The 12,087-nt window shown below is 68.7% G+C and carries 15 protein-coding genes; 6 read left to right on the top strand and 9 right to left on the bottom strand.

Annotated elements, in window-relative coordinates; genetic code table 11:
- Positions 1 to 436: hypothetical protein (locus tag VHK87_RS01770; protein ID WP_329633177.1), on the bottom strand; the 436-nt coding region annotated here is incomplete at its 3' end.
- A gap of 130 nt (positions 437 to 566) precedes the next feature.
- Between VHK87_RS01770 and VHK87_RS01765 the strand changes: the two genes are divergently transcribed.
- Both VHK87_RS01765 and VHK87_RS01760 read left to right on the top strand, forming a co-directional pair.
- The gene (locus tag VHK87_RS01765) at positions 567 to 1,598 is read left to right on the top strand and encodes a hypothetical protein (protein ID WP_329633176.1); all 1,032 of its coding nucleotides are present in this window, start codon (positions 567 to 569) and stop codon (positions 1,596 to 1,598) included.
- Complete coding sequence (locus VHK87_RS01760) at positions 1,595 to 2,662, top strand: class I SAM-dependent methyltransferase (protein WP_329633175.1); 1,068 nt, start codon at positions 1,595 to 1,597, stop codon at positions 2,660 to 2,662. Before VHK87_RS01765 ends, VHK87_RS01760 begins: the two co-directional genes overlap by 4 nt.
- On the opposite strand, the gene VHK87_RS01755 is transcribed toward VHK87_RS01760, so the two are convergent.
- Entirely contained in the window at positions 2,646 to 4,031 is a 1,386-nt protein-coding gene (locus tag VHK87_RS01755) for a hypothetical protein (RefSeq protein ID WP_329633174.1), read from the bottom strand. The two genes, VHK87_RS01760 and VHK87_RS01755, sit on opposite strands and share 17 nt — an antisense overlap.
- 95 nt (positions 4,032 to 4,126) lie before the next feature.
- Here VHK87_RS01755 and VHK87_RS01750 point away from each other — a divergent pair, with 95 nt between their 5' ends.
- On the top strand, positions 4,127 to 4,861 hold the full coding sequence (locus VHK87_RS01750) for a PIG-L deacetylase family protein (RefSeq protein ID WP_329633173.1): 735 nt from the start codon (positions 4,127 to 4,129) through the stop codon (positions 4,859 to 4,861).
- On the opposite strand, the gene VHK87_RS01745 is transcribed toward VHK87_RS01750, so the two are convergent.
- Positions 4,853 to 5,212: a hypothetical protein gene (locus VHK87_RS01745; RefSeq protein ID WP_329633172.1), complete on the bottom strand. Its 360-nt coding sequence runs from the start codon at positions 5,210 to 5,212 to the stop codon at positions 4,853 to 4,855. The two genes, VHK87_RS01750 and VHK87_RS01745, sit on opposite strands and share 9 nt — an antisense overlap.
- A 1-nt stretch (position 5,213) precedes the next feature.
- The gene (locus tag VHK87_RS01740; RefSeq protein ID WP_329633171.1) at positions 5,214 to 6,263 is read right to left on the bottom strand and encodes a glycosyltransferase family 2 protein; all 1,050 of its coding nucleotides are present in this window, start codon (positions 6,261 to 6,263) and stop codon (positions 5,214 to 5,216) included.
- Between the two features lie 169 nt (positions 6,264 to 6,432).
- Here VHK87_RS01740 and VHK87_RS01735 point away from each other — a divergent pair, with 169 nt between their 5' ends.
- The 3 genes from VHK87_RS01735 to VHK87_RS01725 all read left to right on the top strand — a co-directional run bounded on the left by VHK87_RS01735 (position 6,433) and on the right by VHK87_RS01725 (position 8,575).
- Complete coding sequence (locus VHK87_RS01735; RefSeq protein WP_329633170.1) at positions 6,433 to 7,266, top strand: ABC transporter permease; 834 nt, start codon at positions 6,433 to 6,435, stop codon at positions 7,264 to 7,266.
- Positions 7,266 to 8,033 (top strand): ABC transporter ATP-binding protein, encoded by a 768-nt coding sequence (locus VHK87_RS01730; RefSeq protein ID WP_329633169.1) that lies wholly within the window; start codon positions 7,266 to 7,268, stop codon positions 8,031 to 8,033. Before VHK87_RS01735 ends, VHK87_RS01730 begins: the two co-directional genes overlap by 1 nt.
- Positions 8,034 to 8,113: 80 nt before the next feature.
- Positions 8,114 to 8,575, top strand: a complete 462-nt coding sequence (locus VHK87_RS01725) for a carboxymuconolactone decarboxylase family protein (RefSeq protein WP_329633168.1) — start codon at positions 8,114 to 8,116, stop codon at positions 8,573 to 8,575.
- 167 nt (positions 8,576 to 8,742) lie between these two features.
- On the opposite strand, the gene VHK87_RS01720 is transcribed toward VHK87_RS01725, so the two are convergent.
- The 5 genes from VHK87_RS01720 to VHK87_RS01710 all read right to left on the bottom strand — a co-directional run.
- Positions 8,743 to 9,495 (bottom strand): Crp/Fnr family transcriptional regulator, encoded by a 753-nt coding sequence (locus VHK87_RS01720; protein ID WP_329633167.1) that lies wholly within the window; start codon positions 9,493 to 9,495, stop codon positions 8,743 to 8,745.
- Between the two features lie 92 nt (positions 9,496 to 9,587).
- Positions 9,588 to 9,878 carry a DUF6894 family protein gene (locus VHK87_RS19425; RefSeq protein ID WP_414694091.1) on the bottom strand — a complete coding sequence of 97 codons (291 nt, stop codon included), beginning with the start codon at positions 9,876 to 9,878 and terminating at the stop codon, positions 9,588 to 9,590.
- A gap of 200 nt (positions 9,879 to 10,078) precedes the next feature.
- Complete coding sequence (locus tag VHK87_RS01715; RefSeq protein ID WP_329633166.1) at positions 10,079 to 10,810, bottom strand: Crp/Fnr family transcriptional regulator; 732 nt, start codon at positions 10,808 to 10,810, stop codon at positions 10,079 to 10,081.
- The gene (locus VHK87_RS19420) at positions 10,807 to 11,082 is read right to left on the bottom strand and encodes a DUF6894 family protein (protein ID WP_414694092.1); all 276 of its coding nucleotides are present in this window, start codon (positions 11,080 to 11,082) and stop codon (positions 10,807 to 10,809) included. Before VHK87_RS19420 ends, VHK87_RS01715 begins: the two co-directional genes overlap by 4 nt.
- A 104-nt stretch (positions 11,083 to 11,186) precedes the next feature.
- Positions 11,187 to 12,087: glycosyltransferase family 2 protein (locus VHK87_RS01710; RefSeq protein WP_329633165.1), on the bottom strand; the 901-nt coding region annotated here is incomplete at its 5' end.

Genomic DNA, 12,087 nt, shown 5'->3' with positions numbered 1-12,087 from the left:
CCACCGCCAGCGGCCGGCGCATGGAGATGACGCTGCGCACGCCGATGTCGCGCTGGTCGAAAAGCTCAAACCACGACGGCGCCAGCAGCGAGATCCGGGGATCTTTCAGCAGCGGCCGCGGCGCCGGGCCGAACTCCTCGTCGAACAGGTCCGAGGCCTTGCGGACCCACTCATCGTTCAGCTCGCCCGGCAGCGGCTCGAGCGGAAAGGCGAACGGATCGTCCCAGGCGCTGTGCGCGGCGCGCAGCCACTGATCGTTCAGCACCGCTATCGGCCAGGACTCGAAGTAGCCGGCCTCGTTGTGCTCGTCCCCCGGCATGGTGTGGGCCGGAAGGTCTGGCCCCAGGGCGGCCAGCGCCTTGGTCAGGGCCGAGGTCCCGGACCGGTGCATGCCCAGCACCAGGTAGACGGCGCGCGCGGTTCGGGCGGTGGTCATCGGTTGCGGCTGTAAGCGGAACGGCGCCCGGCGCCAAGCGCGCTTGCCTGCTGCGGCGACATGCTCCACACACGGCCCGCGCCCGGGCGGCGCCCGAAACCCCAGCCGTCAGGCGGACCTGGCCCTTCCGATGAACGTCGTCTGCTTCTCCAGCTTCACCTTCAGCTACCTGGACCGGGCCCGGGTGCTGTTCGAGACGGTGAAGCGTCATCAGCCTGGCTGGACGCGCATCGCCCTGATCACCGACCGCCCGCCTGCGGGCGTCGCTTTCCGGATCGAGGACGAGCCCTTCGACCGCGTCGTCTGGGCCGAGGACCTGGGCCTGCCCGACTTCCCGGCCTGGCTCTTCAAGCACGACGTGGTCGAGGCCTGCACCGCCGTGAAGGGCCCCTTCGCCGAGGTGATCTGCCGCCAGGGCGAGGCGGACGCGGTGGTCTACCTGGACCCCGACATCGCGGTGTTCGCGAGCCTCGATCCCATCGAGCAGGCGCTGGAGCGGGCCGAAATCCTCGTCACGCCGCACCTGGTGGAGCCCAACGAGGGCCACGAGGCGATCCTCGACAACGACATCTCGGCGCTGCGGACGGGCGTCTTCAACCTCGGCTTCGTGGCCATGCGCACCCGGGGCGAGGGCGCGAAGTTTGCGGCCTGGTGGGCGCGCATGCTGCGCGACTACTGCTACGACGACATCCCCGCCGGCCTGTTCACCGACCAGCGCTGGTGCGACCACATCCCGAGCTTCTTCGACAACTATGCGGTCCTGCGCGACCCCGGCTACAACGTCGCCAGCTGGAACCTGTCGCGCCGCAAGGTCGCCATCGGCCACGACGGCGAAGTACAGGTGAACGGCGTCCCCTTACGCTTCTGGCACTTCACCAAGCTGGGCCCGCTGGGCGATGCGATGACCCAGAAGTACGCGGGCGACAACTTCCAGGTCTACGAGATCTGGGACTGGTACCGCCGCCAGGTGAAGAGCCAGGCCCTGGCCGGCCTGCCGCCCCGCTACTGGGCTTACGGGACCTATTCGGACGGGACGCCGATCGCCAAGACGGACCGGGTCCTCTACCGCTCGCGGCCGGACCTGGAGGCGGCCTATCCCGACCCGTTCGACGCCAATGGCTTCAAGACCTGGCTGGCGCAGCAGGGGCAGGCCGCGGCGTGAGGTTCTTCGGGATCCGCGGCCGGCTGGTGCGGCTGCTGACGGGCGCGTCCGAGTCGGGCGCCGCCGAGCGCGAATTCGCGCAGACGGCCTATCGCCGCGTGCTGCGCCGCGAGCCTACTGCGGAGGAGCTTGACTACACGGCAGGCGCCACCCGCCAGCTGGGCCCCGCGCAGGTTCTGGAGAACTTGTTCGACTCCGGCGAATTCCAGTTTCGCAACCGGGTTGCGCTGCAGTCGGAGTTCGACGCCGGCCATTACTATTCGCCGGTCATCGATCCCGAGGCGCTGGCCGCCTCCGGATACGCGGTCGACCGCAACCTGCCGGAATCGGCGCTGGCCGGCCTGTCCATCGACCCACAGCGGATGCTGGCCTTCTGGGACGCCCACCTGCCAGCCATGCAGGCGGCGAACTTCCCGGCCCACGAGAGCCCGCCGCGGCGCTACTTCGCGGTGAACGACCTCTACTCCTGGGGCGATGCGCTGGTGCTGGCGGCGATGTTCGACGCCCACCGGCCCCGGCGGGTCATCGAGATCGGCTCGGGCTTCTCCTCGGCCTGCATGCTCGACCTGGCCGACGCCATGGGCCTTCCGACCGCCTTTACCTTCATCGAGCCCTACGCGGACCGGCTGAAGGGCCTGCTCACCGAGGCCGACGAGGCCCGCTGCACCCTACACGAGACGCCGGTGCAGGCCGCCGGCTCCGAGCTTTACGACCAGCTCGAGGCGGGCGACATCCTGTTCATCGACTCCACCCACGTCAGCAAAGCCGGCTCAGACGTCAATTTCGAGCTGTTCGAGATCCTGCCGCGGCTGAAGCCGGGGGTCATCGTGCACTTCCACGACATCTTCTATCCGTTCGAATATCCCGACCCGTGGATCTTCCAGGCCCGGCGCTCGTGGAACGAGATCTACATCCTGCGGGCGTTCCTGATGTTCAATCCGGCCTTCGAGATCCTGTTCTTCAACGACTATTTCGGCCGCAAGCACGCCGAGCACGCCCGCCGGACGCTGCCGCAGTTCCTGGAGAACGCCGGCGGCGGGCTGTGGCTCAGGAAGACCGCCTGATGCGCTTCAAAGACGGGTCGAGCGCGAAATAGAGCAGCCCCGTCAGCGCCGTCAGGTCCAGGATGTAGAGGTAGCGGTAGTCGCAGGCGATGGAGATGGCGAAGTAGCTCGCCGCCGTCGCCAGGCCCGCCCCCAGCATCCCGGCGATGGCCAGGTCGGCCGGCGCGCCCCTCGCCAGCAGCAGCACCGCCAAGACCGCCGCGAGCACGGCAAAGGCCGCGTGGGAGTAGAGCGGCGTGCCCGCGAAATTCAGGGCGTAGGCGGCGACGCGCCGGTCGTTGGCGTCCTGACCGGCGGCCAGGCTCAGCGACTGAAGATGGGCCGGCACGCCCTCCACGCCGACCGCGACCGGCAGGCAGCGCTCCAGCTCCGGCGTCAGGAACACCCAGCGGAAGACGTCCAGCCGGTGGGCGAGATAGGCGCCGGGATGCTGGGTCGCGACCTCCAGCCACTGGGCCCGGATGGCCGGCGCGGGGGTGCGCCAGAAGCTGCGGCGCACGTCCGGGTGCTGCTCCAGCTGGTCCACCCGCTCCGGAGAATAGGCGAGCCTGGCCTTGGTGCGGATCAGGTCGTCGGCGGCGGGGTTGGCGGCGTCGATGTGCGGCAGCGGGATCGAGGGGTCGCGGGCCACGGCGCCCAGGATGTCGTAGTGCAGCAGGATGCGCAGGCCGGTATCCGTGCGCCGCCCCGGGTCGGCGTTCGGCGGCTGGATGGCCGCGTCGATCGCCTGCGCCAGCAGGAACACCGCCAAAGAGCTCCCAGCCGCGCTCAGGGCCGCCCGGCCCCAGCCGCGCTCCCGCATCCGGAGGCCAACGGTCAGCGCCGCGACGGCCACGACGATGAGCCCGTTCTGGCGGACCAGGCAGGCGAGCGCGAGCGCCAGGGCCGCTAGCGCCAGAGCGATCCACCGACCTGCCCCGCCCCGCGCCTCGTTGGCGTGGGCCAGGGCGACGAAGCCGGCGACGGCGAAGTTGGCGAACAGCACGTCCTTCCAGACGATGCCCTGGTAGAGCACCACCGCCGGGCTCGCCGCCACCAGCGCCGCCGCGGCGACGGCGGCCCAAGACGTGCGCGGGCGCAGCCCCGGCAGCGACCACACGACCAGGAGCAGCAGGGCGGCGCTAGCCAGGAGATAGGCGGCCGTTCCGCCGGCGATCCGGTCCGAGAGGCCGAGGACCCAGGCGTAGATAGCAGGGCCCCAGGACTGCTGAGCGTCGGCGCGGCCCTCCACCAGCTGGGTGACCGAGTCGTAGGTCAGGTGACCCGGGAAGCTCAGGGCCAGCATGGCGGCAAAGCCCAGCCCCAGCAGCGCGCGATAGGCGAGGGCCGCCGAAGAGCCTGGCCGCCGTTCCCCCATCGCCTCCACCATTTGCCGGAAGGCTCGTTTGGTAAGCTGCCGCGGGGCGGCTGAAAAGCCCGGCTTGGCCGCGGTGGGGGATCGTGGTGTGTTCGCCGCGCCCCCAAATGAGCGTCCTCTACATCTTCGCCCACTTCGACGACGAGTACGCGGCCCTGCCGCTGCTCATCGAGCGGGCGCGCGCAGGCCTCGAGCAGCGGCTGATCTACGTCGCCGACTACGCCTCGGCGGCCCTGGCGGAGCGGCGCTTCTCGGAGACCCGGCGGCTGCTCGAGCGCATCGGCGTTCCCGGCGAGGCGGCGCGCCATGCCGGCCGCGGGACCGGCGTTCTGGACGGCGCCCTGCATCGAACCCTGGCCGCCGCCGAGGCGGCGGTGCGCGAAGCGGCGGCGGGCCTGGAGATCGAGCGGCTGGTGGTCCCGGCCTGGGAGGGCGGGCACCCCGACCACGACGGCCTGGCGTTCCTGGCGGTCCGATTGAGCCAGGCGCTCGGCGGGGCGCCCATCGACCAGGTCTCGCTCTACAACGGCCGCGGCCTGCCGGGCCGGCTGTTCCGGGGCGCCTCGCCGCTGCCGGAGAACGGGCCGGTCACCCGCGTGCCGATGTCGGCCGTCGACTGGGCGCGATACGCGGCGGCCGTGCGCTGCTTCCCCTCACAGTGGCGCACCTGGGCGGGCCTGTGGCCGGCGATGTTCGCGACTTTCGCCCGCTGGGGCTACGGCTACCAGCAGCTGTCGCCACCGCGCGTGCGCGAGCGGCCGCACGCCGGACCGCTGCTCTACGAGCGGATGTACGGGATCCCTTACACTGAGGTGCGCGCCGCCCTCGACGCCCTAGGCTGACCTCGGGCTGAGCAGCCACAGGCCCGCCAGCATCAGCCCGTAGCCGCCGGCCATGCCCCAGGAGAGCGGCTCGCCGAACGCGGCCCAGGCGAGCGGCGGCACCAGGGCGGCGCCGACGATGGCGGCGGGATAGGCGACCGACAGCGGCGTGCGCTTCAGGATCGCCAGCCACAGCACAGCCGACAGCCCGTACCAGAGGAAGGCGCCCGCCAGCGGCAGGTTCTGGATGAGCCGCCAGAAGATCGGCCCCTCCAGCTCCTGGTGCCGGAGGCTGGCGAACTTGAACAGCAGCTGGCCCACCGGCGCCATCGCCGCATAGGCGGCCAGACGGGCGAGGTCGCCGCCGCGCAAGCTAATCCTCGGTGAGTTGCTCGACCGCCCGCAGGTGCGGATGGATCGGCCGGGTCGGCACGCTGAGCACGTCGAAGTTCAGCGCCTGCAGCAGGAGCTGCACGCCGACGATCACCGGCAGGGCGGCGGCCATCACCACGCCGGCCGAAGCCGCCTGGCCCGGCTCGCGCACGCTGATCCACCACAGCGCGTAGGACAGCCCGAACAGCATGGACGCCGCCCCGGCGATAGCCTCCACCGTGGCCACGTTGAAGTCGCGGATGAAGTACTGACCTGCGATCCTGCGGACGAAGTTGTGCAGGTGGCGCAGGGCGAAGGGGCCGACGATGCGGCCGATCCTGATGTTGCTGACCTCCTCGCCGTAGCGGGCGGGAATGGCTACGTCGCGCACGACTGCGCGCAGGGTGCCCAGGTGATAGAGCAGGTCGGTCTCGAAGAAGTAGCGGCGGGCGATCTTCTTCTCGAGCACCCGGCGGGCGACGCTGGCCTCGATCGCGGTGAAGCCGTTGGTCGGGTCGAAGACGTTCCAGTAGCCGCTGGAGACCTTGGACAGGAAGCTCAGCACCGCGTTCCCGAACACCCGGATCGGCGGCATGTTCGACAGGTGGCTGGCCGAAGTGAACCGGTTGCCTTTGGCGTAGTCCGCCTCGCCCAGGAGGATCGGCGCGATCAGCTGGGGCAGGTACGTCAGGTCCATCTGGTCGTCGCCGTCGACCTTGACGAAGATCCGCCCGCCGCGGCGCTCGGCCTCCCGGTAGCCGGCCATGGTCGCCCCGCCGACGCCCTGGTTCTCCGGCAGGCGGACGACGGCCACCCGCGGGTCTCTCGCATTGGCCTCGATGAAGTCGCCGGAGCGGTCGGGACAGGCGTCGTCCACGCAGACGATCCCCTCCACCCAGGCCGGCGTCTTCTCGATCACCCGCAGCACGTGCCCAGTGACCCGGTAGCAGGGCACCACCAGCCACACCCCCGCGCCGGCCAGGGTCGGCGGCGCGGCCGGCGCCGGAGGAGCGAGGCTGGCGTGGGCCAGCGAGGGTCGGGGCGAGGACATCGGGACGGCCTGGGGGCTAGCATGGGCGCTCGCCCAGCGCCAATCTGGCCGCCGGCACGCGGCTTTTCGCCCGAATCGGCCGCTTCAATCCGTCCTGGCGGGGGCGCCGTGGCGGTGCTTGCGCGCTCTGGCGACGACTGTTACCGGAGCCCGCCTGTCGGGAGAGTCAATGGAAGCGGCCCAACATCTGCTGCGGATCGGCCGGCGCGGCGCGCGGTTCGAATTCGAGATGGCCGCCGCCGACCTGAAGGGCTCGTTCAAGCGGCTGGGCCTGGCCTGGTCGCTGGCGCGCCACGACGTCATTTCCCGCTATCGCGGCTCCATCCTCGGCCCGTTCTGGATCACCCTGTCGATGGGCCTGATGGTGCTGGGGATCGGCCTGCTCTACGCCTCGCTGTTCAAGCAGCCGATCGACGACTTCCTGCCGTTCGTGGCGCTGGGGCTGGTGTTCTTCCAGACCATGACCGGGATCATCACCGAGGGCTGCGACACCTTCGTCATGGCGCGCGGCATGCTCAGCCAGACCGCCATCCCGATGTTCACCTTCATCTGGCGGACCATCTTCCGGAACGCGATCAACCTGGCGCACCACATGGTGATCGTCGCCGGCGTGCTGGCCTACTTCGGCGCCTGGCGGGAGATCAACCTGCCGCTGGCGCTCGTCGGCCTGCTGCTGCTGCTGCTCAACGCCGGCTGGCTGAGCATGCTGGCCGGGATCGTCTCGGCCAGGTTCCGGGACATTCCGCCGGTGGTCGCCTCGATCATGCAGTTCGCCATCTTCATGACGCCGGTGTTCTGGCTGCCCTCGGTGTTTCCGGACCGCCACGCGGTGCTGTTGTTCAACCCGTTCGCCCACATGCTGCAGGCGGTTCGCGGGCCGCTGCTGGGCGACGCCGTGCCGGGCGTCACCTGGCAGGTGCTCACCGTCATGGCGGTGGTCGGCTGGGCCGGCGTCTTCTTCCTCTTCAGCCGGACGCGCCGGCGGATCGTGCACTACCTCTGATGAGCGCCATCCCCATCAAGCCGCCGCCGGTGTCGATCAAGGTCTCCGACCTGACGCTCCGCTTCCCGGTCTACGGCGCCGATGCCAAGTCGCTGAAGAAGTACCTGGCCCAGGTCGCCGTCGGCGGCCGGCTGGGCTCCTCGCTGGCCGGCGCCACCGAGGTGACGGCGCTGTCCGGGATCAACTTCCAGCTCAAGGCCGGAGATCGGCTGGGCCTGATCGGCCACAACGGCTCGGGCAAGACGACCCTGCTGCGGGCCCTCTCGGGCGCCTACGAGCCGGACGAGGGGCAGATCGAGATCTTCGGCCGCATCGCCGCCCTGCTCGACCTGCAGCTCGGTCTCGACCCGTCCGCCACGGGCCTCGACAACATCCGACTGCGCGGCCGCATCGCCGGCCTGTCGTCCAAGGAGATCGACGGGCGGCTGGAGGAGATCGCCGCCTTCACCGGCCTCGGGCCCTTCCTGGCCATGCCGATGAAGACCTATTCGGCCGGCATGCAGGCCCGACTCGCGTTCGCGGTCTCCACCTCCGTCGAGGCCGACGTCCTCCTGATGGACGAGTGGATCTCGGTGGGGGACGCCGACTTCCAGAAGATCGCCCACCAGCGGCTGCTGGGCCTGGTCGAGCGGGCCGGCATCCTGGTGCTGGCCTCGCACGACATCGAGCTGCTGAAGCTCTACTGCAACAAGGTCATGCGGATGGAGGGCGGCGTCGCCTCGGAGATCGTGCCCATCCGCAAGATCGGCGAGCTGCTGGCGGCCTGAGCCGGACGCGGCGATCGCCCGCCCGATGTCACAACCGCGCGCCCTCCGCCGTCCTGTCAGCACGACAACAGGAGGCTCTCATGCGCGCACGCATCAATCCCCATCAGGTCTCGCCCAAGGCCCTGCAGCCGATGCTGGACATGGAGGCCTATCTCGCCGGCTGCGGGCTGGAGCACAGCCTCATCGAGCTGGTGAAGATGCGGGTCTCGCAGATCAACGGCTGCGCCTATTGCCTGCACATGCACAGTAGAGACGCCCGCGCCGCCGGCGAGAGCGAGGAGCGGCTCCACCTGCTCGCCGGCTGGCATGAGTCGAGCCTCTACACGGACCGCGAGCGGGCGGCGCTGGCCTGGGCCGAGGTGCTGACCCGCATCGCCGACACCCGCGCGCCGGACGCGGATTTCGAGCCGCTCAGGTCCCACTTCACCGAGGCCGAGATCGTCGATCTGACGCTCCTGATCACCACCATCAACGCCTGGAACCGGATCGCCGTCGGCTTCCGCAGCCAGCATCCGAGGACCTGGGCGAAGGCCGCAGCCTAGGGGCAGACAAGCGGACGGCGCGAACGTCAGAGATGGGTGGGAAGCGTACCGTGACGGATAGTTCGCGTACGTTCTTCCCCGTGCGCACCCTCCAGGGATGTCATCAGCGAGCTAACGCGCCGCGCTCCTCAGACTGCGCAGCTGCGGTGACGCCGAGCGAGTTCGATCTAATGGGTCAGCCCCATTGGCCTGAGCTCCAGATATGCGGGATCGAAGTCGCCGACTTGGCGCAGGGCGTCGAAGTCGTGGATTGTCACGACAGATGACTTCCACGACATGGCCCCGCTCGCCTTCAGGTCCTGAAGGGTCCTGTTGATGTGCACGGCCGAGAGCCCAAGCGCGTCGCCGAGCTGCGTCTGGGTGACGGGGAAGTGGAAGTGATCGCTGTCCGCCAGCCCGAGCCCCTCTAGGCGCGTAAACATCTCGCAGATGAGGTGCGCGACGCGCTGCTTTGCGTCTCGACGGCCAAGGCTCGTGAGCCACTGCCTGAACACTCCCGCATCGACCACGGCGTCACGCCAGAACGCGACCGCAATGTTCGGGTGGTGGGCCAATACCGCGGAGACAGCGGCGTGCGGGATAAACGCCACTCGGGCGCTGGAAATCGCACTGATCGAGTGATCAAGGTGAGGCAGATGTAGGCTGTCTCGGTCGGGCAGATCGCCGGGGATGTGGAACGAAACGATCTGCCGTCCTCCTTCGCGAGTCATCACATAGCGACACATCCAACCTTCGATCACGAAGCAACACTCAGTGGGAGTGGCCCCCTGAGCGACCACTTCGGCGCCGGCTTCGACGCTCCGGGTTCGCAATGGAAGTCGAGCCAACGTCGCTATGTCCGAGGGGCCGAGCCTCGATACGCTCTCGAACTTGCGGATCAGCCGGGCGTGTTCCGGAGAGGGTTGAAGCGCACTGGTCATGGTCGGCTTTCGCTTGGAGCGAGCGACCTGTTAAGCCACCTGCAAGAGGAGCTAGTTATGCCCTGCCGCAGCAGGGCTGTCGGCAACGTGGATTAGACCCTACTAACCTGGAGCGCAGTCGGCCCCGGCTGAGGGTCGTAACTAAGCGCGGGCCAGGGCGCCGCAAGAGCTTGGCAGCAGATCGAGAATAGAACCAAACGGTCCTCCCCCGTGACGATCACCTTCCACTCTCCTGAGTTCCAGAACTCAGGGGCATGGTCCCGCAGCATCTCGCCAGCCACCCTGACCGCCTCAACCCGCGCTACGCAAAGGTCGTCAAGTTCAACGCCTTCCCGATCTGGGATGACAAGGGTGTCTGCGACATGAAAAAAGTATCGAGGCACGCGCGTCTCCGTTCAGGCGGGAGCGCATTGTCTCTCAGTCACCACAAGCCAATGCGGGATGGTGATTAACGCAAGTTAGCAGAAACTAATCTGCTTTGCAGTTGATTACTGCGGCAGCGCTCCGCACCGTGTTTGCGCCGCATGTCTCTCGGGTGAGCGCCATGCCATTGACCGTGCGAGCTTGGCTGCGGCCGTACCGGCTAATCTCGCGAAGTCGTCTTGAGGTGCAGGTAGCGAGGATCGAAATCCGCGGCGTCCCAGAGCCGTTCGCGGTCCAAGATGCTCAGGATCCCGCCTCGCAGGTCTACTAAACCCGCTTCTCTCAGGAGCTGTAGGGTCCGATTTACGTGCACCACGCTCAACCCCAACGCCTGTCCAATTAGTTCCTGAGTCACCGGCATCGGGCACGTGTTCCCCTCCGCCAGTCCCGCAGCGTCGGCTCGGGCGAACATCTCGCAGAAGAGGTGGGCAACAGCCCCGTGCGCGGTGCGGTTGCTGTTCCTAATCAGCCACTCGCGGAATATCCCGCCCTGCACAAGCGTCTGACGCCAAAGGAGCTTCCGTGCACCTGGGAAGTTGTCGATGAGCTGGTAGAGGCGCTCGAGCGGTACGAAGCCCACGCGGCTGTCCACAGCCGTAGCCAGGCTGTTGTCCATGTAATCCATGTAGATGGTTTCGAGGCTCGGAGCCTCGGTCGGCAGGTAAAAGGAGTGAACCTGCCGAACGCCCTGCCGTCCCATCGTGTAACGGAAGAGGAAGCCCTCCAGCACGACCACAGCATGGGTGGGTTGCTCGCCATCACTGAGTACGTCCTGGTGCCGGTCCACTCTTCGGACTTCCCCGTCAAGCCGACGGACGGCCTGCGCATCGGCTTCGGGCAGTTCGCCAAACCGGCTCAGATGAAAGGCAAGCGTATCGCCGATTTGACTCACCGCCCGGTGCTATCCTCTGCTTCCAATTGGTCGCCCTCGACGAAGGTAAAGCTGTCCCGAAAGCGAACTACGTCGACGGTGCGTCCACTCTCGTCCGCGATCTCGATATATCCCCGCGGGTCTAGCGCCCCCTTCAGGAGGTCCGCCGCCATAAGCGAGCGCGCGCCGTTCAGGGCCTCTTTACGCGCGGCCTCCAGGTCAGCGAACTCGACACCCTCATCGTCTCGCGCGGTGCCTTGAGCGTCCCGGATGTGGAGGTGGTACAGGGGCACGCGGGCGGAAACGTCGGCTCGCAATCGCGGTTCCTGCCCCAACTCGTTGGAATCGACACTGCACCAACGTCGCGCGCCGCTACTTCCGACCAAGACAGCAGGCCCTAGCCGGCCCAGGGCTTGCGGACGCGCGGCGGGCTCGCCAGCTTGAAGCCGCCGCTGCGCCGCGAGAAGTTCGGGTTGTAGAACGGGTCCTCGTCGAGCACCCGCCCCCACCGCTGGCGCATGTAGGCCGCTTCCTTGGCGTAGCGTTCGCGGTGCTCGGCCGAGCGGTCGCGGCCGCGCGAGGCGGACTCGTAGTGGTGCAGCTCGGCGAAGGGCGTCACCACGACCCGAAGGCCCGTCTCCCGGATCTTCAGGCACAGGTCGACGTCGTTGAAGGCGACGGCCAGGTGCTCTTCCTCCAGGCCGCCAACCTGTTCGTAGACCTCGCGCCGCAACGCTAGGCAGGCGCCGGTGACGGCCGAGACCTCGCGCGCCAGCACCAGGGCGTCGCGGTAGCCCCGCGCCTCGCGCGCCACGAAGGGGTGGTAGTAGCTGGCGACCCCGGCGATCCCCAGGGCGATGCCGGCGTGCTGCACCCGCCCGTCGGCGAACAGCAGCCGCGCGCCGACCGCGCCGACGTCGGGTCGCAGGGCCTGGCCGACCAGCTCCCTCAGCCAGCCGGGGCCGATCACGTCGATATCGTTGTTGAGCAGCACCAGCACCTGCCCCTTGGCCTCGCGGGCGGCGAGGTTGTTCAGGCGCGAGTAGTTGAACGGCGAGGGATCCTCGATCACACGCACCCGGGGGTCGGCCTTCAGCTCGTCGAACAGCTGGTGGGTGGCCGGCTGGACGCTGCCGTTGTCGACGATCAGCAGCTCCAGGGCGGGATAATCGGTGCGCGAAAGCACGCCGTGGGCGCAGGCGCGCAGCAGCTCGGCCCGGTCGCGGGTGGGGACGATGAGGGAGACCCGCGGCGCCGGGTCCGGCACGGGCCAGACCACCCGAAGACCGCAATGGGGC

Source organism: Phenylobacterium sp. (genome assembly GCF_036263695.1).
GTDB lineage: Bacteria > Pseudomonadota > Alphaproteobacteria > Caulobacterales > Caulobacteraceae > Phenylobacterium.
Note: the sequence above shows the minus strand (reverse complement) of the source record. Positions and strands in the feature narration are given on the sequence as shown.